Annotated in this window: 18 protein-coding genes; 9 read left to right on the forward strand and 9 right to left on the reverse strand. The window is 39.2% G+C overall.

What is annotated here, in order from left to right:
- Positions 1-12: 12 nt before the first annotated feature.
- From DUT70_RS13755 to mqnB, 3 genes are read right to left on the reverse strand one after another with little or no spacing between them, the layout of a single operon-like run.
- Complete coding sequence (locus DUT70_RS13755) at positions 13-867, reverse strand: menaquinone biosynthesis family protein (RefSeq protein ID WP_113647923.1); 855 nt, start codon at positions 865-867, stop codon at positions 13-15.
- A gap of 59 nt (positions 868-926) precedes the next feature.
- Positions 927-1,787, reverse strand: a complete 861-nt coding sequence (locus tag DUT70_RS13760) for a sulfurtransferase (RefSeq protein WP_205529802.1) — start codon at positions 1,785-1,787, stop codon at positions 927-929.
- A 5-nt stretch (positions 1,788-1,792) separates the two neighbouring features.
- Positions 1,793-2,419, reverse strand: a complete 627-nt coding sequence (mqnB, locus tag DUT70_RS13765) for a futalosine hydrolase (protein WP_113647924.1) — start codon at positions 2,417-2,419, stop codon at positions 1,793-1,795.
- Positions 2,420-2,779: 360 nt separating this feature from the next.
- On the opposite strand from mqnB, the gene DUT70_RS13770 reads away from it, so the two are divergent.
- The 5 genes from DUT70_RS13770 to DUT70_RS13790 all read left to right on the forward strand — a co-directional run bounded on the left by DUT70_RS13770 (position 2,780) and on the right by DUT70_RS13790 (position 12,181).
- On the forward strand, positions 2,780-3,190 hold the full coding sequence (locus tag DUT70_RS13770; RefSeq protein WP_113647925.1) for a 6-pyruvoyl trahydropterin synthase family protein: 411 nt from the start codon (positions 2,780-2,782) through the stop codon (positions 3,188-3,190).
- Positions 3,191-3,202: 12 nt separating this feature from the next.
- Complete coding sequence (gene folE / locus DUT70_RS13775; protein WP_113647926.1) at positions 3,203-3,835, forward strand: GTP cyclohydrolase I FolE; 633 nt, start codon at positions 3,203-3,205, stop codon at positions 3,833-3,835.
- Between the two features lie 127 nt (positions 3,836-3,962).
- Positions 3,963-4,847: an ACP S-malonyltransferase gene (fabD, locus tag DUT70_RS13780; RefSeq protein WP_113647927.1), complete on the forward strand. Its 885-nt coding sequence runs from the start codon at positions 3,963-3,965 to the stop codon at positions 4,845-4,847.
- 160 nt (positions 4,848-5,007) lie between these two features.
- Positions 5,008-8,736 (forward strand): sensor histidine kinase, encoded by a 3,729-nt coding sequence (locus DUT70_RS13785; protein ID WP_240432120.1) that lies wholly within the window; start codon positions 5,008-5,010, stop codon positions 8,734-8,736.
- Complete coding sequence (locus DUT70_RS13790; protein WP_240432121.1) at positions 8,699-12,181, forward strand: hypothetical protein; 3,483 nt, start codon at positions 8,699-8,701, stop codon at positions 12,179-12,181. The genes DUT70_RS13785 and DUT70_RS13790 overlap by 38 nt, the downstream gene beginning before the upstream one ends.
- A 292-nt stretch (positions 12,182-12,473) precedes the next feature.
- Here the strand turns inward: DUT70_RS13790 and DUT70_RS13795 are convergent, their stop codons facing one another.
- Genes DUT70_RS13795 through dctA form a run of 5 tightly spaced genes read right to left on the reverse strand, consistent with a single transcriptional unit; the run spans position 12,474 to position 18,114 of the window.
- On the reverse strand, positions 12,474-13,244 hold the full coding sequence (locus DUT70_RS13795) for a lamin tail domain-containing protein (RefSeq protein WP_113647929.1): 771 nt from the start codon (positions 13,242-13,244) through the stop codon (positions 12,474-12,476).
- 41 nt (positions 13,245-13,285) lie between these two features.
- On the reverse strand, positions 13,286-14,554 hold the full coding sequence (locus DUT70_RS13800; RefSeq protein WP_128353369.1) for a hypothetical protein: 1,269 nt from the start codon (positions 14,552-14,554) through the stop codon (positions 13,286-13,288).
- Positions 14,555-14,573: 19 nt separating this feature from the next.
- A complete protein-coding gene (locus DUT70_RS13805) occupies positions 14,574-15,935 on the reverse strand; it encodes a hypothetical protein (RefSeq protein WP_128353370.1) in 1,362 nt (453 codons plus the stop codon).
- Between the two features lie 6 nt (positions 15,936-15,941).
- A complete protein-coding gene (locus DUT70_RS13810) occupies positions 15,942-16,829 on the reverse strand; it encodes a hypothetical protein (protein ID WP_113647932.1) in 888 nt (295 codons plus the stop codon).
- Between the two features lie 37 nt (positions 16,830-16,866).
- The gene (dctA, locus tag DUT70_RS13815; protein ID WP_113647933.1) at positions 16,867-18,114 is read right to left on the reverse strand and encodes a C4-dicarboxylate transporter DctA; all 1,248 of its coding nucleotides are present in this window, start codon (positions 18,112-18,114) and stop codon (positions 16,867-16,869) included.
- A 346-nt stretch (positions 18,115-18,460) separates the two neighbouring features.
- Between dctA and DUT70_RS13820 the strand changes: the two genes are divergently transcribed.
- Positions 18,461-19,618 carry a hypothetical protein gene (locus DUT70_RS13820; protein WP_113647934.1) on the forward strand — a complete coding sequence of 386 codons (1,158 nt, stop codon included), beginning with the start codon at positions 18,461-18,463 and terminating at the stop codon, positions 19,616-19,618.
- A gap of 34 nt (positions 19,619-19,652) precedes the next feature.
- Here DUT70_RS13820 and DUT70_RS13825 read toward each other — a convergent pair whose 3' ends face one another.
- Positions 19,653-21,233, reverse strand: coding sequence for a peptide chain release factor 3 (locus tag DUT70_RS13825; RefSeq protein WP_113647935.1), 1,581 nt, complete (start codon positions 21,231-21,233; stop codon positions 19,653-19,655).
- Positions 21,234-22,010: 777 nt separating this feature from the next.
- Here DUT70_RS13825 and DUT70_RS13830 point away from each other — a divergent pair.
- The 3 genes from DUT70_RS13830 to DUT70_RS13840 are packed head-to-tail and all read left to right on the forward strand — an operon-like array spanning position 22,011 to position 24,449.
- A complete protein-coding gene (locus DUT70_RS13830) occupies positions 22,011-22,568 on the forward strand; it encodes a LemA family protein (protein ID WP_113647936.1) in 558 nt (185 codons plus the stop codon).
- Positions 22,568-23,512, forward strand: a complete 945-nt coding sequence (locus tag DUT70_RS13835; RefSeq protein WP_113647937.1) for a DUF3137 domain-containing protein — start codon at positions 22,568-22,570, stop codon at positions 23,510-23,512. The genes DUT70_RS13830 and DUT70_RS13835 overlap by 1 nt, the downstream gene beginning before the upstream one ends.
- A 16-nt stretch (positions 23,513-23,528) precedes the next feature.
- On the forward strand, positions 23,529-24,449 hold the full coding sequence (locus DUT70_RS13840; protein ID WP_113647938.1) for a DUF3137 domain-containing protein: 921 nt from the start codon (positions 23,529-23,531) through the stop codon (positions 24,447-24,449).
- The last annotated feature ends 219 nt before the right edge of the window (positions 24,450-24,668 follow it).

Consider the following 24,668-nt stretch of genomic DNA (forward strand, 5'->3'; position numbering starts at 1 on the left):
TGTTCCTTTATCCTAAGCACTTACATACAAGCTTTTCCCAATCGGTGGGATGACTTCGTTTTTGGTGGCGATATCGAATAAGGTATCAATCGCTTTGCGACCTTCAATGCCTAAATCTACCGAGTATTGATTAACGTACAACTTAATATGTTTGTACATCACTTCCTCCTCCATGGCTTGCGCATGCTCACGGATAAACTCGATGCCTGATTTAGGGTTTTCAAAAGCATATTCTACCGATTTTCTGACCAAGCGATTAACCTTTTTCTGAACTTCCAAAGGTAAATTTCTATTCACTACGATGCCTCCTAGCGGAATGGCACAGCCTGAAAACTTTTCCCAGTAGGCACCTAAGTCAATTACTTTATGCAATCCTTTGGCTTGGTAGGTAAAACGGTTCTCATGAATGATTAAACCAAGGTCTATTTCGTCGTTTAACAAAGCATCTTCAATTTCCGAAAACACCATTTCTTGTTTGTTGGTCAGCTGCGGATAAGCGACGCCCAACAAGAAGTTTGCTGTGGTATATTTGCCAGGAATGCCTGTTTTTAGCTCAAAGCTTCCATTTTTCAATTGGCTTTCTATACGTTCGGCATTTTCCTTTTTACAGATTAATAAGGGGCCAACGCCAAAACCCAGAGCGCTACCCGAGTCTAGCAAAGCGTATCGTTCGGCAACATACGCAAAAGCATGAAAACTCAATTTGGTGATGTCTAGTTCACCACGCAGGGCCTTTTGATTTAAGGTTTCTACATCGTCAAAAAATACGTTGAAGCTTAAGCCTTCTGTATCTATTTTACCATGAATTAAGGCATCAAAGATAAAAGTGTCGTTAGGGCAGGGCGAAAAACCAAGTGTAAGTTCCATGTGGTAAATTTACGGGATGAAATAAATTTAAGCGTCATTTGAGCTTCAATTATTCTTTTTTAAAGCTTTTCAATTGGTTTATGGTTTCTACTCCATTCGCTCCAAGAACCTGGATATAATTTAGGAATGTTAAACCCAGCATATGACATGGCCAACAGTGAATGGCATGCGGTTACACCAGAACCACAATGAACGATGATTTGATCATTGCCGAATTCATTAAATATGTCCTGATACTTTTCCCTTAACTTTTTGGGCGCTTTAAATAGTCCGTCTTCTTCGAGGTTATCTGTAAAAGGAATGTTGACGGCGTTGGGAATATGTCCTGCAATTAAATCAATGGGTTCAAATTCTCCATTGTAACGAGGTTTTTCTCGTACATCTATAATTAAATGCTTTTTACTTTTGGATGCTAAATCAACTTCTTCTAAATCAACCACTGGTAATTGCCAATCCGTAACAGAGGTATGATAGGCTGCTTTTTTAGGAACAGGAACATGGTTGTTAATTGGATAGTTTCTTCTTTCGGCTTCTTGGAAACCACCATTTAGCACCTGTACATTTTTATGCCCAACTGACTTCATCATCCACCAAAATCTAGCTGCTGCATTTGCGCCATTTTTGTAATCGTAAATGATCACGTGGCTGTTTGGTGAAATGCCAATTCCCGATAAAAAGTCTAGAAAATTTGCTATTTGTGGTAGCGGATGTCGCCCACCGAGAGCTAAATCCGTTTTAATATCCGCGAGGTCTTTGTTTAGATCTAGAAATATGGCGCTGTCTAAATGTTGTTGTAGGTAATTTTCTTTGGCATTCTTTTCATTGCTTACCTCTACAATCACAACATCGGTAGATTCGTGGACGAGTAGTTTTAGTTCATCTACGTCAATTATTGGGCTCAATTCATTTTGGTTTGCCATGATGCTTAGTTAGAAGACTTATTGATGAATTCGATTAGCCAGTCATTCAAATTTTTAACGGCTAAGCCAATTTGCCAGCTTTCTCTGTTGCGAGGTTCTACATAGTTAGAAATGCTGCGGATTTGCATGGCAGGAATATTCAATTGTTGGCAAGCATAAAAAACAGCAGCACCTTCCATACTTTCTGTTTGGGGTTGGTGTAGTTGAATGGTTTTCTCAATACTGTGAGCGTTGCCATGCACTTTGTTCACAGTAATGCCTTTCACTTTTTTCAAGCCCAAGGTTGTTTCTGTATTGGAAGAAAAAGCATTTTCGCCAAAGCCTAATTGCGGTAAAGTGATAAAATCGTCGTGGTCTTCGGCGCCCAGTTCCGCAAAAGTGTCGTGGGTAATATTTACCACTTCTCCCAACGCAATGTTCCTGTCGAAACTGCCTGCAATGCCTACATTGAGTACTAGGTTGTATTGGTTGCTTAACTGCTTTCCTAATGAAAAAGCGGTGGCGACCATACCTACGCCAGTAATGAGCAGGTCAAAGTTTTCGGTTTCGATAAAGTTGTTTGAAGCAATTCCAAAATGTGCTAGCGTAGGTGCTATTTCAGCTTGGGTTGCTGCCACTACCAGAAGTTTCATAGCACTAAGTAACGATTATTTTTTGGTTGTTTGTTGAACGGTTGCAGAGGTTTTAGCCTAGTAGCAGGGGATTTGGTGAGTTAAACCCGATTGTAGTGGAAATACTTTTTGTTTGATGGTGTCATCCTGAACGCTAGTGAGGGATCTGTTTGGTTAAGCTGTTTAGGAGTGGATTCCTCGTTCCTCGGAATGACAACAAGGGCAAACAAAAAGATTGTAACGGAAAGCGGGACTGACATGGCTATGGTAAGTGTACATTGCTTTTCAAAATAGTAAGTACATTTTCATATTTTAACTTCCATTCAATATCAAGGTTAGGCTATTGACTTTATCTGTATATTTGCGTTTTATTTTTTAAAGATGATTTATATTACACGTAGGGAGAGCTTTAATGCCGCTCATAAACTTGCTCGTCCAGATTGGAGTGAGGATGAAAATACTGCAGTTTTTGGCAAATGTGCAAACCCGAACTGGCATGGACATAACTACCAACTGTTTGTAACGGTTAAGGGTGAAGTAAATCCAGAAACTGGTTTTTTGGTGGATTTGAAATGGCTGAAACAGGTGATCAACAAGCATGTGATTGATAAGGTAGACCACAAAAACCTGAACTTGGACGTGGATTTCATGAAAGGCAAACTGGCTTCTACAGAGAACTTGGCTATTGCCATTTGGGATATATTGGCTCCTCATGTTGGCGAAAGTGGCGCTCAACTTCATTGCATTAAAATTTACGAAACAGATAACAACTATGTCGAGTATTTCGGCTAATACATCTCATTTATGGCACACGAACACGACCACGAAGAAGAACTATTGGGCTACCAAAAAATAGAACGATATGACGAGGATAAAATTAATGGTGTAGCGGTACATTATAAAGATATTTTGGAACGTTTGGGTGAAGACCCGGAGCGTGAAGGTTTGGTGAAAACCCCTGAGCGTGTGGCCAAAGCTTTGCAGTATCTTACCCATGGTTATGATATTAAGCCTGAACAGATTTTAAAATCGGCCATGTTTAAGGAAGATTATAGCCAAATGGTAGTGGTAAAGGATATTGAGGTTTTCTCGATGTGTGAACACCACATGTTGCCATTTTTTGGTAAAGCGCATATTGCCTATATCCCTAATGGACATATTGTTGGTTTGAGTAAAATTCCAAGAGTGGTGGATGCCTTTGCCCGTCGTTTACAGGTACAGGAGCGTTTGACCAACGAAATCAGGGATTGTATCCAAAATACCTTGTCTCCTGCTGGCGTTGCAGTAGTAATTGAATGTAAGCACTTGTGTATGGCCATGCGTGGTGTACAAAAACAAAATTCGGTGACTACTACCTCAGCTTTTACTGGCGAGTTTATGAAAAACGATAAAACTAGGGCCGAGTTTTTAAGGTTAATTACCGCAAGCTTAGATTAAAGGATTTACGATTTTAGATTACGAAATACGATTTAACCGTGAAAGTGATCACACCAAACGGTTTTAGATGGTGGTTTGTATCAATACATCAATTTAACAATAGAACAACCAACAATATTTAAAGGGTATGAAGGCATATATTTTTCCTGGGCAAGGTGCTCAGTTTGTAGGCATGGGCAAAGATTTGTACGAAAACAGTCCATTGGCTAAAGAACTTTTTGAAAAGGCAAATGAAATCATTGGTTTTCGCATTAGCGATATTATGTTTAGCGGAACTGATGAAGAATTAAAACAAACGAATGTAACTCAGCCAGCAATTTTCTTGCATTCGGTAATATTGGCTAAAGTTTTAGGAGATGATTTTCAACCAAACATGGTTGCTGGACACTCTTTGGGTGAGTTTTCTGCCCTAGTTGCGGCTAACGCTTTATCTTTTGAAGATGGTTTGAAATTGGTTATTGCCCGTGCCAATGCAATGCAAAAAGCTTGCGAGCTTCAACCTTCAACCATGGCCGCTATTTTGGGCTTGGCTGATGAGGTGGTAGAACAAATTTGTGCTGAAGTAGAAGAGGTAGTGGTGCCTGCAAATTATAACTGCCCTGGTCAATTGGTGATTTCTGGGACCATTGAAGGGATAGATAAGGCTTGTGAGAAATTAACTGCTGCAGGTGCTAAAAGAGCATTGAAATTAAATGTAGGCGGAGCGTTTCACTCGCCATTAATGGAGCCAGCAAAAGTGGAATTGCAGGCGGCAATTGAAGCAACTGCCATTAATGCACCAGTTTGTCCGATATATCAAAACGTAAATGCATTGCCAACCAGCGATCCAGCGGTGATTAAAGAAAATTTAATTGCGCAGCTTACAGGAGCGGTGAGGTGGACACAAACGGCCACCAATATGATTGCCGACGGTGGTAATGATTTTGTAGAAGTGGGACCAGGTAATGTGCTACAGGGATTGGTTAAAAAAGTGAGCAGAGATGTTCAAACCAGTAGTGCGGCAATTGCCTAATAGCTAAATTAATCAGATGTTGCGCAAGCAACTTCAATCGATATAGAAAAAGTTATCCTCATTTAATGGATAACTTTTTCTGTGTTTATACGTTGGGAATAAAGATTTTGCTTTTAAGACAGCCCCATTTCTGTATATTTATATTTTAAAGCTGCCGAATTTGAATACAGGACTAAAAATTAGGTTATTGATGTTGCTATTGGGTCTTTGCTGTTTTGTAACGGCAATATCCTTGCGTAACTCAATCACCCGTCAAGACCTGTTACATCACGAAGCCAATGAACTGCAAGAGAATTTGTTGGCCAGAGAACGTATCGTTTACGACTATCTCACACTACCCATAAAATTAGAAGAACTTAAAAAGTTCAGTGTTGATGAAGGTTTGGCTAACGGTTTTATCACGACTTATAGGTCAAGCGGTATCAATGTTTTTGTCTATAAAAACCACGAGTTACAATATTGGAGTACCTATAAAGCGCTGCCTTCAAATATAGAAAAGGTAAAGGAAGGAACTTCTCTTGTGCTACTTCCCAACGGTCATTATGAGCTGATTAAAAAAACGGTAGGGCAGTATGTATTTGTTTTTATGATTACTGTAAAAGCACAATACGCTATTGAAAACCAATACCTAAAAAACGAAATTTGGCCTGGGCTTTACGATAAAAAAACACTAGAAATAGCCTCCTTTACCGATAAGGAAACTACAGAGATTTTCAGCCTCAATAAGGATTATCTCTTTACGGTTAAGCTAAGTAATAACTACACCGATAATGTTTATACCAGTTCGGAGTTATGGTTGTGGATTATTGGGGTGATTTTTGTAAGTCTTTTTGTAAACTCATGTGGATTGGCCTTGGCCAGAAGCGGAAAGTTGCTTTGGGGCACTGCGCTTATCATTTTTTACTTCGTTGCTTTAAGGCTCACAGATTTGAAGTTCTTTTGGTTCAACCATCAGTTTGACCTTCGGATATTTGACCCGAGTATTTATGCCGAAAGTGATTTCTTACCCTCTTTGGGGGATTTATTATTAAATGTATTGGCGTTTACCTGTATCTGGATATTCATTTATGCCCACAGAAAGGAATATCAGTTGCCCGAATGGATTGTCCGTAAGAAATTTGCAAACTATTTGCTGTTTATTCTTTTTGCGGTAGCGCTTGGAGGAATAGGTTTTTTAACCGAAGACCTGTTTTTTGGGGTAGTGTACTATTCCAAAATAGATTTTAATATCAGCAACATTATCAATTTAGGATGGATCAGTTGGCTGAGTATTTTTATACTATGTTTGGTATGGCTTAACATTTATTTGATGGTGAGCGCCATGGTGGCGCTTTGTACCCATTTTGTAATCAGCACCCGACAAAAGTTGTATGTGTTTTTAATCCTGCTAACAGGATATACCATTTACATGCTGGCCACAGATTATACTGTCTTTTATCTTGTGTATGCGTTACTGATTTTCATGATTGCCTATCATCAGTATACCAGAAAAAATAGGTTGTCAGTATCCGTTATGGCAGTCATATTTTTATGCATGGCCACCATTACTTCAATCAAATACATCAAGTTTGAAGATATCAAAGAAAGGACCACCCGTTCGGGGATTGCTAGAAAATTGATGAATGAGGATGATCCAAAAGTGATGAACTCCATTGAGGTTTTGGAACATGGTTTAACCATCGATTCACAAGTGGTGAGCTACTTTAAACAGCCTTTGCTCACCCAAACTTCTAATTTCCACAACTACATTTCAAAAAATTATCTTGATGGCTATTTGTCGAGGTTTGAGTATAAGATTTTTGAATACAATAGTGATGATCAATCCTTAAAAAGTGCGGAAAGTTTACCGATCAATAAGTATAAAAGCTTGGTAAAATTTGGAGCGGTAAAAACACAGCAGGCAAATTACTTTTATCGTATCAATGATACCTTCGGCTTTCAAAATTATTTCGGAATCATTCCTGTTTTTGACGGCGATAGCTTTTTGGGGACTATGGTGGTGGAGTTGATTTCGAGACCTTACGATTATAGCAGTTTTTTCCCAGATTTGCTGATTGATGGTAAACTGAAAAGTGATGAGGATCTGAGTAATTATTCGCTGGCGTTTTACAAGCAAAATCAACTTTTTGGTCAATCTGGTAAGTACGTTTATCCCATGTTCAATACCGTGTTTAAGGGTGAAAGGGATAACATCGAATTTGTAAATGAATATACAGATGCGGGCTCTTACAGTCATGCAATATACAAGCCCGCAAATAACCGTTTAATCGTCATCAGTATCGAAAAGGTAGATTTCACTGTTCGTTTGGCTACCTTATCTTTCTTCTTTTTAATTTTTATCATTTTTGGTGTGTTGGTTTACATCATTACATGGTTGGCGGTAAACATTAGCGATAGCCGTGGGGGCCTGTTTAATTTGAACCGGTATTTGATGATCAATGCCAACAAAATCCTTTACAAAACACGGATACAGTTTTCTATTGTATTATCTGTGGTGGCTACCTTAGTGATTGTTGGATGGACAACCTTTTTCAATATCAGCCATCAATATTTAGAGCAGCAAACCGAACAGGTTAGGGAGAAGTTAAGAAAGGTACAGCTAGCTTATGAAAAGCATATTGCCTTGCCTGGAACCATTAGTAACAATAGCGAAGCACAATTTGAGTTTAATCAGTTTGCCGACGTAAATGGGGTTTACCTTAATCTTTTTGATATTGAGGGTAATTTGTATTTAACCTCCTTGCCAAAACTGTATGATTTAGGTATTATTGGGCGTAAAATGGGACCAATGGCTTACATGCAGTTAGCGGTACAGCAAAAGTCAGAGTACATTAATCCAGTCGAAAAAATTGGGGATTTTACTTATGCAGCGGCTTATGCGCCTGTTAGAAACGCCAATAATCAAGTGGTGGGTTATTTAAGTATCCCTTACTATTCAAATGAGGAAGATTATCAGGCGAAAATTGGTTTGTTCATCAACACCTTAATCAATATTTATGCGCTGGTGTTTGTGCTCATTGGCGTACTGGCGGTTTTCTTAGCTAACCAAATCACCAGCCCACTAACTTTTATCCAAGAAAATATTAGAAGAACTAAACTGGGACAGACCAATCAACCCATTGTTTGGCACAGACAGGATGAGATAGGAGTATTGATTAAGGAATACAATAAAATGATAGCCGAGCTGGAGATTAGTGCAAATAAATTGGCCCGAAGTGAAAGGGAAAGTGCATGGCGGGAGATGGCCAAACAGGTGGCTCATGAAATTAAAAATCCGTTAACTCCATTGAAATTAGGTGTACAATTACTAGAAAAATCTTGGAAAGAAAAAGATCCTAATTTCGAAAAGAAGTTTGCCAGTTTCAACAAATCTTTTGTAGAGCAAATTGATAGTTTGGCCACCATTGCATCAGAGTTCTCCAACTTTGCGAAAATGCCAGACACCAAGCTGGAACATATTGCATTGCTGCCTATTATTGAGCAAGCAAAGGAAGTTTTCAGTTCGGTAGATCATGTAGAAATCCATGTGTTGAATAGAAGCAATAAAGAAGTTTTGGTATTGGGTGATAAAGATCAATTGCTCCGATCATTTAATAACCTGTTCAAAAACGCTATAGAAGCGGCAGATGGAAAAGAAAAATGTGTAATTAAGGTGCATGTTGCTAACGATGAAAGACAGGCTTTTGTGGAGGTAGAAGATAATGGGAAAGGAATTGATCCAAGCTTGCAAAGCAGTATTTTTAGGGCCAACTTTACCACTAAGTCTTCTGGTACAGGGTTAGGTTTGGCTTTTGTTAAACAGGCGATAGAAAATGCTGGCGGAAAAGTAGAATTCACCTCAGTGTTGAACAATGGTACGATATTCTACCTTACCTTCCCTTTGGTTTAAAATGTTCAAGTGGGGCTTCATATCGCTTTTAGTGATGTTGATGAGTACTGATTTAAATGCGCAGCTCAACACTAACCAAAGACTCAAAAAAATAACCAGTTCCCACACCGTTATTTCCCTAGATAGTTTAAGTATTGTTCCGCAAACCTTCACCGTTAAGTACAATGAAAACGTTAATGCCGATACCTCACTTTATCAGATAGATTATGCCAAAGCAACTTTTTTATGGAAGGGTACCGAAGGTATTTCTTTGGAGTTGCGTTACAAGGTTTTTCCTATCCTGTTCTCCAAAACGTATCAGCACAAAGATATTAAGAGGCTAGAACAATCGGTGATTAGTGGGAGCGATAGTTACGTTTATAAACCCCAAACGGCAGAAAATACACTCTTCTCCATGAAAGGGTTAAACAAAAGTGGAAGTATCTCGAGAGGGATTATGTTTGGTAACAATCAAAACCTGTCCGTTAACTCCAACATGGTGCTGCAAATGTCGGGTAAAATTGCCAATGATATTGAGATCCTCGCCGCCATTTCCGACGATAACTTGCCCGTTCAGCCAGAAGGAAATACCCAACAATTGAACGAATTTGACAGGGTGTTTGTGCAGATCAAAAAAGATAGCACGGTACTCACCGCGGGCGACTATGAACTGAAACGTCCTGATAGTTATTTCATGAACTTCTACAAGCGTACGCAGGGCGCCATGATTAACCATCAGTTTAAAACGGAGAAAGGTATTCGTTTTAGTACTACGGTAGCTGCTGCGGTAGCCAAAGGCCGTTCCGCCCGTAACCAAATCATGGGGCAGGAAGGCAATCAAGGACCTTATCGCTTGATAGGAAATAATGGAGAAACTTACATTGTAGTGATTGCGGGAACTGAACGTGTTTACATTGATGGTATGCCTTTGTTGCGTGGACAGGATAATGATTACGTGATTGATTATAATACGGCCGAAATTACCTTTACAGCAAAGCAGCTCATTAATTTGAATACCCGTATTTCGGTGGAGTTTGAATATTCCGATAAGAATTACTCCCGTTCGTTAACTTATTTAAATCAAAAGATAGAAACGGAACAGCTTGCTTTTCGACTGAACTATTATAATGAGAAAGATAATCGAAACCAGCCTTTCCTTCAAACCTTAAACGATGCGCAAAAGCAGTTTATGGCGGGTTTGGGGCAGGACATTTCGCAGGCTTATTATCCAAATGTAACGGAAGTGCCTTTTAATGAAAACGAAATTTTGTATGAGAAGTTGGTTTCTGTTGGTAACATTGAATATTATCGTTATTCTACCGACCCATCTTTGGCCAAGTATCGGGTAGGTTTTTCTTATGTAGGCGAAGGAAAAGGCAATTACCGAATCAATAACCAATCGGCGGCCAATGGAAAGGTTTACGAATTTGTAGAGCCAGTGGGAGGTACTATGCAAGGGAGTTATGAGCCCATTACTTTGCTGGTTACCCCAAAGCAACAGCAGCTCATTACCATTGCGGCCGATTACAAGCCTAAAAAACAAAGTATTTTCAGCAGCGAATTTGCCATTAGCAATAACAATGTCAACCTATTTGCCGACAAAAGTGTCGCAAACGTAAGCGGCTACGGTTTAAAGTTGGATGCGCTACATCCATTTGAGTTGAACCAAAAAGGACTTAAACTCAATACCTCTGCCAATTACGAATATGTCAGCAAAACTTTTAAACCTATTGAAATGTACAGGATGGTGGAGTTTAACCGTGATTTTAACCTCGATGCCGTTACTGTTCCCGCAACAGAGCATTTGTTCTCGGTAGGTGCACAATTGTACAATAATCAACAGCAGCATATTTCTTATACGCTGAATACTTTTAGCAGAGAAGCAAAATATCAAGGTTATTTACATAAAGTGAGCGCTTTGTACAAACAAGGGAAATATGGTTTAAAGTATGATGGTAGTTTGCTGAATTCGGATGCTACGGCTAACAACGGTACTTTCTTTAAGCACTATTTAGATGTGAATAGAGAGGTTTTTAGTCTAGTGGCAGGATTTGTGTTTGAACAGCAACATAATCTCACTAGCGATAAGCAAACCGATGTTTTAACGGGTAACAGTTTCTCTTATCACATCTATAAGTTGTACCTGCAAAGTAAGGCAGGTCAAAGCAATCGATATAAGTTGGATTACAGTTACAGGCAGGATCAATTGCCGAGAGGTACTGAGTTGCTGAACAGTTCCCACTCACAGAATGTAAATTTTGGAGTAGATTTAACTAAAAATGCCAATTCCGTGTTAAGCCTTACTTCTGGCTATCGTAAAACGGATTATGCCAATGGCTTTGCTTCGGTGAATAGCGATGAAAGTTTAGTAGGCAGGTTGGATTATAACTTGAATGCCTTGAAAGGTTTTATCAATACTTCGCTGTATTACGAAGTGGGAAATGGACAGGAACCACGAAGGGAAATTACTTATTTGGAAGTACTACCTGGGCAAGGTGTTTACGCATGGAATGACTACAATGGCAATGGCATTAAAGAGCTGAACGAATTTGAGATTTCCCGCTTTCCCGACCAAGCAAAATATATCCGCGTTTTTACGGCTGGTACTGAATATATTCGTACTAATTTCACAGGGATTAACCAAAGCATTCGGATTACCCCAAGTGCGATTTTAAAAGACTCAAAAGGCTTTAACAAACTATTGGGCAAATTCACCAACCAGCTTTCTTATAAAATAGATCGAAAGATTTTAGCTAGTAAGGGCTTGGAAGTTTATAATCCATTCAATACAGGCATTGATGCCGAAAATCTCGTTTCGTTAAGTTCTTTTTTAAGGAATACGCTATTTTTTGACAGGAACAATCCAAAGTTTGGCGTAGATTTTAATTACCTTACGGATGGAGGAAGGAGCTTTTTGAGCAATGGATTTGATAGTCGTAAACGTAATGAGGCAGGACTGCGAATAAGAACTGCTCCCGTAAGAAGCGCCAATCTTAATTTGACCGTTAACCAAGGACGGAAAAAATATCAATCAGAATTATTCTCGCAGCGAAATTATCAAATCACTTATTTGGATTTGTTACCCGAATTCAACTATCAGTTTAATACAGATTTTAGGCTTACTTTCCTTGGCGTGTATGGGAACCAGCGTAATGCTGCGGAGCTAGGAGGGGAGAAGAATACCAATATCACTTTCACGACCGAGAGCCGTTATAATGTACTGAAAAGAGGTGTGCTCACGGGAAAGATTAGTTACATCAACAATAAGTTTACGGGTAATGGCAACAGCACTATTGGCTATGAAATGCTATCAGGATTGCAGGTAGGTAATAATTATACTTGGGGCTTGGCGCTGCAACGAACCATTGGCAATGGTGTACAGTTGAACGTGAGTTACGAAGGCCGTAAATCGCCAACGGTAAATACCGTACATACAGGCAATATGCAGGTAAGGGCATATTTTTAGCCTAGCTGTTGTTGCGAGGGACTCCACAATAGCACCAATTTTAAAAACAAAAAAATGCGAAAACGAATGAACTTCGCTTTCGCATTAATGGTATTAAATAACGTGAATTATGGATGTTTTTCATTCAATATCAGCTGATTAAGATATTTGTCATATGATATTTTGATCAGAATATCCTTAAAAGCTGATGCTGATCCCGAATGTTCGGGACAGCATGACGAAACGCCCATTTAACGTCACCCTGAATTTATTTCAGGGTCTGTTAGACCAAATTTAACACCCAAAACTCACATTATTTAGTCGGTAAGCCAAGGTTAGTATAATCCCAAGCTCTGTCAGCCGAAATTTGCCACTCGCTATCTGCAACTGTTGTTCCTTTCGCTTTCGCCCAGTCTGTGGTAGGATTGTGAACGGTTGCTTTTCTGAAAAATGTTCTGTTGCGTGTGTCAGCAACTTCCCCTGCTACGGTCCACATGAAATTATTACGGGCACTACTTGAACCTGTACTGGTTACCCTAGCCACTTGCGGGCTCCCAAATACATCAATGATTTTATAGGCGCTTCCGCTAAGCATAATGGTGCCAGCGGCATCTTTTTTTAGCAAGGCAATGGCACTATTTCCACTTAATTGTAGTGGTACGCTGGCATTGGCATTGGTGCTGCTGGTAGTTCCCCAAGTCACATCGCTTTTAATCACTGTCGCATCTGCTTGAGGGGAAGCTATTACATAGCATTTGCCTTTTGCTATAGAGGTAGACAAGAGGAAGAAATTTCCAGTAGGGAAGGCCCAATTGACTAACGTATTGGCATCTGTACTGGCCATATAGCCAATCGCATAACTGGTTAAATCTACGTTGGCACTGGTGCCGTTGTAAATTTCTACGTAATGTGGTCGTGTACCTGCCGCATTGGCGTCGGTATTAATTGCAGTAGAGATTTCTGAAATCAATAAATCGGAATTATCGTTGGTTGGTGGCGGAGTAACTGGCGTAAACTCAATTTCAGAAGAGCAACCACAAATAACCGCGATGATGAAAAGTATAATTGGAAAATATGTTTTCATGTTTTGTTTCTTTAATAATGATAAAAAGGACGATGAATCGCTTATAAAACAATTTGAACCGCTAAATTATTAATCCATTTTTTTGAGCTAAAAGCAGGTGAGCTGTTCTCAATATAGTTGGTGTTGATACCAATTCTTAAAGCGTTGTTTTTAATGAATTTGTTGATACCAAAACTGGCCCACTTTTGATCAGTAATTCTTGAACCAGTAATGTTAAATTCAGGTTTCACTATCGCATATTTGCCATCAATAGCCCATCCAGATTTAAATACATAAGACGATTGGATATTAAATGCACTACCAATGTTATAATAAGAACTGGCTACTTCGGCAGTTAACTGGTTAGTGGCCGCAACATTGGTAAATAAATCTTTACCTGTTACTGTGCTCACTACATACTCGCCAATTAAAGCAAATCCAGAAGTCTTAAAGGCAAAGTCTGCCACCAATTTTCTATAATCAGCAAATTTAGCTACGCCAGCATTATCGTAAATTCCCGTAATTAAACCAGTTTCGCTACCTATTGGACTGCTCGCTTTTTGATTATAGCTTGCGGCCACACCTATCGCTAATTTTGGTTTTGCTTCGCGATAAATATCATGAGCGATATAAGCATTGTTTTTAGTGAAATCTCCCAAAGGCATAATATCTAACCTTCCGCCATATTTGAAACCCATGTTGCCTTGTGAAGTGAAGAAATTTTGTCCCTCGCCAGTGGTGATAGAGAAAGAAGGGTAAATTCTCATGGTGTTGATGCTGAAATTCGTTTCTACAAACAAACCTCCCTCACGAGTAGCACCTACAAAGTTTTGCATCAAGCCACCATAGGCAATGCCATCATTGGATTTACCCGCAATGGTTTGTCCCATGGTTTGAGCATAACGTTCATCGGCCATGGCCAAACGGTTATTGGTATGGGTTTGTTTCTGTCCCAAAACCAATTTAATCCTTTTGTTAAAGTCATAAGCAATCCAGCCTTCTAATATGGGCGATGTTCCAGTAAAATCAGTCACCATACCTGCCGAAACGCCGTACCTTGTATTGGTAGCCGTTAAGTATATTCTAGCCAAGTTTAGGCTCATGTTGCTGTTGTTGGTTTTTTTAGATAAGGAATCAAGACGACCATATTGAACTCCCGATTGAAGTGCGCCCAATAAATTGATAACCGTGCCTTCGCCCTTGCCCAATTTGATAAAAGTACCCTCACCATTCACGTAGGTGAAGGTAGAGTCGGGTTGTACCAGCTGCCCCATGACATCAATATGGATGAATGATAGTGCAAGGCAAAAGAAAAATAATATTTTTTTCATGTCTCAGAATATTTTAGAGTTATAGTTGAATGGTAAATTGTAATTGGCTGTAGTAATTGCCGTTTTGTGTACTTGTTTTTAGGGCTTCCTTCAGTTGGCTATAGCCTAGCTCAAACTGTATTTTTAACGCATGGCCCGATAAATATTTGGTGGTTACGAAAGTGTAGCTCCTGTCGTAATCAGAAAAAGAGGCAGTAACATTATTTTCGTTTAAGGTAGAGTACCTTGCACCCACAGCCCAATTTACAGGGAATAAGTAGCCAGCTTGTACATTAAAGCCTTTGCCTAAATTCAATCGAGATAACACCCTGTCTTTAATTTGTTGTGCCGTTTGCGATGTGGCATAGGCATTAAAAGAACCATCTAACCTAAACTCGCCTGCAATGTTCGATGGAACTTTGGCTTGAGTAAGTACAAAGCCGCCCATCGAATACCATCCATTGTATTTAAAAAGATAATCTGCCCCAAATTTACTATAGCTTGGCAGCAATATGTTTTGATTGGCATCGCCGTAAAGCCAACGACCACCATTGGTGCCTTTGGCAGAGGTTGCGCCATCATTATAGCTATAAACTACCCCAACAACCAGTTTTGGTTTTTCTTCTCTGTACATGTCGTCCATATAAAATTCGCCACCACGAGAAAACTTGTCGAAGGGCAGGTAATCTAATCGGACACCATATTTAAAACCACCATAGTTTTTTTGTAGCGCACTTCTGCCATCGCCAGTGGTGAACGACAAATAGGGTTTCAGCAAATGCTTTCCGCCCAGCCTATAATTACCTTTGTAGCGAATCCCAAAATCAAAAATGGCATCAAAAGCATCAGACAGCAGACTTCGGTCAATAAAGCCAATACTTTCTCCTTCTATCCTTGTTTCCCTACCATCAACATAATCGGCCCTTAAACCAAAATTAAATACGTGTGTACGGTTGGGGCGGTATTCTATATTCGCTTCTTGAAGTACCGTGTTAAACGATCTATTGCCTGTAGTGGCACTGGCATAATTTGCTGCAAAATTTAACCTTGCAGATAAACTTACTTTGTTATCGAACAGATTTGAAAACACATTTAACCTTGCCCTGTTAATGGCGAAAGTGGAATTTGGCGATGATAAATTTTTATTGGTCGAGTTAACCAAATAAAGGGTTTGTAGGGAAGGGCTAAGGTTAAAATTCCCCTTTCCCGAAATAAAGGTAATCCCATCGCCTAGGAGATAGCCTTTTTTTAACCTCAAGAGACTTACGTTTCCCGAGGTTTCACTGAATGTATAGGTCGAATCTCTGTTGTAGAGTTCATCGCTTTGCGCAAAAGCAAATTGTGCCATGCAAAAACAAAGACAAATACCTATCAGTGTGATGAGTTTTGTTTGTTTGGTCATATTTGGTTATTGTTGGATGTTCATAAAGAAATTAGCGAAGGCAAACTTTCCCATGTTGCCATTATCGTGGCCCACATTCGGGACATATATTTCTGTCCAGTTTAAAGGAAGTCTCATTTCTTCGGCTTTAGCCTTTACTGTTTTGTAGTAGTATTGGCCACGCTCAAAACGGGTCTTGCCTTGTGCCTCTGCCTCATCTGTGGTATTGTAAGATTTTTCGTCGGTCAAGGTGTCGTTCATGCCCAGCAATACATAAACTTTGGTCGAAAAAAAGCGAGCAAGCTGTGCTTGGTCTACTGGAGAATTTTTAATGCCAAACGGGAATTCAGTATTCATATCAGGAAGTGTGTACCATCCCGCATTCGCAAACGCCGCCTTTATGACACGGTGCTGGTTCACAAACATTAAGAAGCGATGTACAAATTGAGCACCTCCAGAATGGCCATATAAATAGTAACCTTTGTTGTTGCTTTTAATTTGCCCTACCACGTGATCAAACAAAGGTTCAATTAAGGAGAAACTCCATTTTTCAGGACTTAAAAAGGTTTTCTTGTTCTTTTCGTAAACATTGCCCAGGTTGTATTTTTCGGCACCACGATAATCTTCTTGATCAAACTCTGGCGCAATAATCCTACAGCCAAAAACCGTTGCAGCATTTACTAAATCATCCATGTAGGCTGATGCATCTCGGTTTGCACCATGTAACATCACCACAATAGGCATATCGGGATTGTTGGCTTTTGGGCTAAAGTAAAAAACCTTAATTGGGCTTTTAAGTTTACCCTTGTTATCAAAATAGAACATTTGTTTGCCAACAGTGCCACTGTTGATTTGTGCAAATGAAGAGGCGATGCTAGATAAGGCGATGAATGTTAAACACAAAAAATATTTCATAACTTTTATTTTTAAAGGATAAAAATAACCAATGGTTTTATGCCTGTTCCGCTTTCTCAACAATTAATCGATATTGTTGCATATCAATTTCTTTTTCGCTTTTAGAAATGATTACTGTGGCTACGGTGTTCCCAATCACGTTGATAATGGCCCTTCCTTCACTCATAAACCTGTCTACGCCAACTAGCAATGCCATGCCTTCTAATGGAATAATATTTAAGATGGTTAGGGTAGAAGTAAGCACTAAAAAACCACTTCCTGTGACGCCTGCAGCACCTTTGCTGGTTAATAGTAAAATACCTATCACGGTAAGTTCTTGCCCCAGGGTTAAATTAACGCCAAATACCTGCGCCAAGAAAATGATGGCCAAACTTAAATAGATACTGGTGCCGTCTAAATTAAAGCTGTATCCAGAAGGAATGATTAAACCAACCACATTACGGCTACAGCCAGCTTTTTCCAGCTTTTCCATGATATTGGGCAATACCGCTTCACTACTGCTAGAGCCTAGCACAATCAACAATTCTGCTTTAATGTAGCCCAACAATTTCCAAAGGCTAAAGCCATTAAATTTTAAGATGAGGTAAAGAATCACGAAAATGAATAGGAAACCTGTGATGTAGAAAGTGATCAATAATTTCCCTAGTACGAACAGCGTAGAAAAACCAAACTTTCCTATGGTATAGGCCATACCTCCAAAGGCACCAATGGGTGAAATTTTAATCACCATGTGCAAAATGTTGAACAGGATTTTGTTAATTTTCTCGAAACCAGCAATCACCGATTTGCCTTTTTCGCCCATTTTGGCTAGAGCTACGGCAAATAAAATCCCGAAAAACAATACTTGGATAATATCGCCTTTGGCAAAAGCGGCAATGGCATTATCTGGTACGATATGTTTAATGAACTCTGTCCAATCAATACCTACCGAAGATGCTGCCTTTGTTACGGGTTCTGCATGTACCGCATTACTTTGAACGCCGCTACCAGGTTTAATGACATTGCCAACAATTAAACCGATGACAATGGCGGCAGTAGTGACGATTTCGAAATAGATGAGGCCCTTTATGCCTACTCTACCTACCTTTTTTAAATCGCCAGCACCTGCAATGCCCAATACAATACTGATGAAAATTACTGGAGCAATAATCATCTTAATCATATTGATAAACATATCGGCCAATAATTTGGCAGTTACGGAAAAGCCAGGGAAAAAATGTCCGACAATTACGCCTAATACAATGGCTATTAAGACCTGTACATACAAGATTTTAAGATACTTCAATGGAGTTCTTTTTATTAGGTTAATATTTGGTTTGTTCAACAAGCTGTTGGCTTTTGGATGCCGTTTTGGTCAGCTGGTTTTAAACTAAAGTTAGAGAAGTAGTAGCCCGTTTAGCCATCCAATTGGTTTTAGAAAATTTATTTTTGATTTCTGAAAATCACTCCTGTTTTTCGGAAATATTTGCATCTTTTTGATATATAGAGATTTGTGTTGTTTTTCGGCGGTGTGGTGGTATTGCTAATTTGTACTTTTTATTAATATCTTTAAGGTTCAATAACCAAACCGAAGAATAGAACACGAGCCAATTTGCTGAGGTGTTTAATTTTTGAATAGAAGAATATCACGTATGGCATTAAAATCTGGGAAGGATGAGATTGAATATTTACTGCGACAAGTTTTTAAGAAATATGAACTAGAGACAGGGAATAAGCTGAACTTAAATACCAATCGCAGGAACTATGAAGACATCGCCAAGATGCTGAGTGGTATTAGTAATCAACTGCCTTACACTTCAAAGGAATTTGGCCATAGTCCTTATCCAGAAGACCGAAACTCCAAAGCAACCGAATATCCTTACTTAAAATACGACATCACTGGTGGACAGATTAAAGATGCTTTTAATGGATTGGTGGCAAAACCTCGCCCTTTTTTAGTAGATGCCTGTTATATTTATTTATATGGAGTTGCCCGCAATAAGTTTGAGGAAAACATATTAGACCCGAATTTAATTGCCACTGAATTGGATGATTTAACTGATGACACTAAACCCTCTGGATTTAAAAGAAAAAGTAGCTTCTCCCTTATTTTTATTTTATTGGTGTTACTTGGGGTAGCTATTTTCAAGTGGATAGATACGAGCAATAAAATGTCATCCTTAAAGGCAGATTTAGTAATTACACCCTATCAACCTAGCCAAGCAGAAATAGATAGCTTAGAAGGGATTTGGATGGTATACATCGGTTCGCCGCAAGCCCGCAAGTCCGATAAAAACCGTTACCATAAGTTTGTGAGAAACATCATGAACGTAAAATATAAAGACGGGTATTTCACATTTACGAGATACGGTGCTGGATTTGACCACTACGGATACATGCAATATGAAAGTCCGCAGGTGGTTTCCATCCGTTCATATGTGAAAGGCAGCGAAAATAAGATAGAAGCACCACGACTTTCGTTAATGCGGTTGTCTCAAAATAAAGATAAGATTATGGTGGTTTCTGCCTCTTGGAACTTTGATGCAGGCGAAAACAATGATATTATAGGTATTCGCGAGGTGTACATCAAACAGGGACGAGGAGGCGAAATTAAGGAAGTGATTAATACGATGGATAATCACGCCTGCAATTGCAAAATTGTACAGTGGAAAAATGGTAAGGGCGATAGAACCTTTTACCTTAGAAATGAACTGCTCGATACCATTAAAGATGAAACCTTGAAAAAGCTGATCGACGAAAGCAGTATTTTATTGAGGTATCCAGATAGTGTGACGATTTTGAAAAACTAAAAAAGCCTTCCGAAATTTCGAAAGGCCAATCTTTTTATTTGTGTTCACTTGTGGTGTGAAAATCAATATCTGGATAATCACGTTTGGTCATCTCAATCATAAAATCATTGTCTGACAAATAAACAGGGTTTCCCTCCTTGTCCGTTCCAATATGTTGTTGCTTGCGTTTTACAAACTCGTCCAATTTCTTCTTGTCATCAGAAGTTACCCAACGTGAGCGACTATAGGTTAAGGTACGGAAACGACATTTTGCGCCATACTCATGTTCCAAACGGAAGTTAATTACCTCAAATTGTAATTCACCCACGGCACCAATCACTTTACGATTACCAGGCTGCATCACAAAAAGCTGTGCTACTCCTTCATCAGTTAATTGCTCAATGCCTTTTTCCAACTGCTTGGTACGCATTGGATCCATATTCTCAACCTCCTTAAAAATAGCAGGAGAGAAGCTCGGAATACCTTTAAACTGCAGTTTTTCGCCCTCAGTTAACGTATCGCCAATTTTAAAGTTGCCACTATCATATAAACCCACCACGTCTCCAGGCCAAGCTTCTTCTACCAAGCTTTTTTCATTGGCCATAAAGTCCATTGGGTTGGCAAATTTCATTTTCTTATCCTGACGGGTATGATAATAAAATTTGTTACGTTCAAATTTACCCGAGCAAATACGCAAAAAGGCAATCCTGTCACGGTGTTTAGGGTCTAAGTTGGCGTGGATTTTAAATACAAAGCCACTGAAATTTTTCTCTTCCACCAACACGTCACGTTCTTCCGCCTCACGATGTCTTGGACTAGGTGCAATTTCAATAAACGTATCCAAAAGCTCTTTAATCCCAAAGTTGTTAATGGCCGACCCAAAGAATACTGGTGCTAATAAGCCTTCCTTGTATAAAGAAACATCCAAATCGCCATAAACACCATTCACCAATTCAGTTTCGTCTTTTAAAGTGCTTACTTCTTTTTCTTGCAGATAATCAAGTAATGCATCATCGTTCAGATCGTTCACCTTTACTACCGAATCCGTTACTTTGGTTTTATCAGAGTGGAAAAGGTTCAATTGGTTGTGGTAAATACTATAAACACCTTTGAAAGTATGTCCTTGCCCAATAGGCCACGATTGTGGGCACAAACTGATGTTCAGTTTATCCTCAATTTCATCTAGTAGGTCAAATGCTTCCTTACCCTCACGGTCCATTTTGTTAATGAAAATAATTACAGGCGTGTTACGCATTCTACAAACCGACATCAATTTTTCGGTTTGTTCCTCTACACCCTTCACGCAATCAACCACCAATACCACACTGTCCACTGCCGAAAGCGTACGGTAAGTATCTTCCGCAAAATCCTTGTGACCAGGGGTGTCTAAAATATTGATGCGTTTGCCGCTATACTCAAAACCCATTACCGATGTAGCCACGGAAATACCACGTTGGCGCTCAATTTCCATAAAATCGGAAGTATTGCTTTGGTTGGCCTTATTTCTCTTTACAGCACCAGCGGTGTTAATGGCACCACCAAAAAGCAGGAACTTTTCCGTAAGGGTCGTTTTACCGGCGTCGGGGTGACTAATAATAGCAAATGTTTTTCTTTTTTCTATCTCTGGGTGAAGCATACAATATTGGATTTGTGAAACTTAGAATAATACGGCAATGGTTATAAAAACCTTAATGCGAATAATATAGCCGTGTAATGTTTCATTGGCGCAAAGATACAATAGATTTACGATTTTATCCCGTATGTACGGTAACGATTTTAGATTTAGTTCCCATAACTAGAAATACTGCATCAGCTTTGCCAATTTCATAGACAGACTTACGAAGTTTTCGAAACTTCGTAAGTCTTGTAATGCTCGCCTCATTTTTAGAAAAGCAATTTCAGTATTACTTAGGGTCCGAAAGCCCCGCTTTCCGTTCAATCTTTTTGTTTAATATCCATGCTGTTATTCCGAGGAACGAGGAATCTACTTCTAAACAGCCCAATCAGACAGATCCTTCACTAACGTTCAGGATGACACAAAAGCACAAAAAGGATTTTACTTCAATCGGGTTTAGCTTACAAAGGCCTATGCATTAAAACTTAAATCCTCCCCCCTTGCCTTCTCCTAAGGGGTAATACTTTCCTATCAACGTCATCTCGACGATAGGAGAGATCTAGCAACTGTGGGTAACTTTGTCAATCTTAACCTGCAACCTGCTGATCAGATTGACAAAGTTTTAGCACGACAAAGATAAAACCTCGCAGGTTTCTCAAACCTACGAGGTTTGCCAACAAAATTTAAAACTTACGAAGTTTTCAAAACGTTGTAAGTTTCCTAAAGCACAAAAGCAATTCGTAAAAACTTAATATTTACATCTCAATCTTGTATCTTTAGTCCTAAAACCAACTTACTATGATTATTTTAGGAATTATCGCCATCGTTGTATTGCTTATCGGTATAGGTGTTTACAACTCTTTAATTGGGAAAAAGAACCAAGTAACCAATGCATTCTCTGCTATTGATGTCATGCTAAAAAAACGTTACGACCTGATTCCAAATTTAGTGGAAACCATTAAGCAGTACATGCAGTACGAAAGCGAAACGCTCACCAAAATCACGCAAATGCGTACACAAGGTACAAATGCAAGCCTATCTGATGCCGAAAAAGTACAGCTAGACCAACAGCTTGGAACGGCCGTAAGAGGAGTAATGGTGAACGTAGAAAACTATCCAGACTTAAAGGCAAATACCAACTTCATTAATTTACAAAGCACTTGGACAGAAAGCGAAGAGCAAATTGCTGCTGCTCGAAGAACCTATAATGCTGCGGTAACTAGCTATAACAATGCGGTGATGATGTTCCCGAGCAGTATTTTTGCGGGCATGATGGGCTATCAAACCATGCCTGTGTTAGAAACTCCAGCTGAAGAACGTAAAAACATTAGCGCAAAAGAATTATTTAATAACTAATGCAACTTCATAGCCGTCCAGAAATGGTTTCAGTTTTTAATGAACTGGAAACGTCACGACTGTATATCGCAAAGCAGCATTCTAGAGCTTATTGGAGTGTAGGTATAGGTGCAGCTTGCCTGCTTGCTGGATTTGTTTTCGGGTTGCTGGGAATTGGATTTTTTATATTTATCGTAGGCCTAGTTACTGGGTTTGTGCTATTTTTCCGCGTAAGTAAAAAAGCTGATGTCTATAAGCTAGATTTTAAGTACAAGATTATTGGCGCAGGTTTAAGACAGCTGAACGAGAATTTACAAATTAACCCACTATCGGGAATAAGTGAGGGCGATTTTATCAACAGCTGCCTGTTCTCGCAAACTCCAGACCGATATAAAACAGAAGATTTGGTGTATGGTAAAATAGATAAAACACAAATTCATTTTGCCGAAGTTCATGCAGAGTACAAAACCGAAACCCAAACTAAAAATGGGAAGCAAACCCACTGGCACGACATTTTCAAAGGGATTATCTTTTGTGCAGATTTCAATAAAAATTTTAATGGATTAACGGTAGTAAGGCCTAAGGGCTTTGGAGGTGCTTTTGGAAAATGGCTTTCTCAAAATGTAATGGGTAATAAGCGTATTGTTGAGCTTGAAAACGTAAACTTCGATAAGATGTTTATTACCGAGAGCGGCGACCAAGTAGAAGCTCGCTATATTTTAACACCATCCTTAATGGAGAAGCTACTGGAGCTAAACCAATATGCCAATTCTACCATCTCCGTATCTTTCATTTGGTCTAGTGTTTACATCGCATTCCCTTTAAATCATAATTACTTTGAAGCCCCAGTTTTTAAATCATTGCTAAACGCCGAAGTGCTGGAAAAGGATTTGAATATGCTACAGCTAATGTTGCACGTGGTAGAAGAGCTGGATTTAAACACCCGTATTTGGACTAAGCAGTAGTAAATTCAATTTCAAAATGTCAACGTCTCAACCTTCTAAAATTCAGATCTTATTAGAAGAACTGGAAACTGCTCGGCTGAAAATTGCTAGGAAATATTACGCCGCATATTGGTGTATAGGTTTAGGCATAATCACTTTTGTAATTTGTTTCTATTTAGGGGCGTTTCTTGTGGCTTTAATTGAAATACTGATACTGATTGTGATGGCAATTGTGGTATGCAGCTTGGGAAATAAGGATAGAAAGCTATATAGATTGCACTATAAGCAAGGAGTTATGGTAAATATGCTGGAAGGTATTGATGGTAATTTGCAAATTAATCCGAACTCTGGGATAAGCCCTACTGATTTTGTAGATAGCTTTTTATTCGGAGAGAAGCCTGATGCCTATAAAACCGAAGACCTGGTGCATGGCGAAATAGGTAAAACTACCATTCATTTTGCGGAAGTAGTAGCACAGGCTCGCGGAAACCGAGCTTATGTAGATATTTTCAAAGGAATATTGTTTTGTGCAAGCTTTAACAAGCATTTTGATGGTTTAACATTGGTTAGGCCCAAGCATTATACTGGAAGCATGGTTAATTGGGTGAGCAGGCAAGTTTCAGGAGATGCTAGGGTTGTAGATTTGGAGAATACTGAGTTTAATAGTACTTTTTTTACCCAAGCAAGTAACCAAGTAGAAGCTCGTTATCTATTAACTCCTGCTATGATGGAAAGGTTGCTGGTCCTCAATCAGTTTGCTGAATCAGATATTTTCGTGTCTTTTGTTTGGTCAAACATATATATCGCCTTTCCTTTAAAACATGATTATTTCGAACCGCCAGTTTTTAAATCACTTTTAAACCAAGATTTGTTAAAGAAAGATATAGAGCTTTTGAAGCTTATGTATGGCATAGTGGAAGAGTTGGATTTGAACACCAGAATTTGGACTAAGCAGTAGTTTGTTTACTGTCAGGCAGATTCTCGTAAACCTCATAGGTTTATGGGTATGTTGTAAAGAAACCTATGAGGTTTATCCTAAAGCCCAAAAATTAAAATCTTCCCCTACCTCTCAAAACGGGACAGACGTTATTCCGCAATGCTTCGTAAAAGCCCGTGTTAAATAGCCCTGATTGTAGCGATATCCTTTTTTGTCCTCTTGAGCTTCCCGAATAATCGG

This window comes from Pedobacter chitinilyticus (genome assembly GCF_003313385.1).
Taxonomy (GTDB): Bacteria; Bacteroidota; Bacteroidia; order Sphingobacteriales; family Sphingobacteriaceae; genus Pedobacter; species Pedobacter chitinilyticus.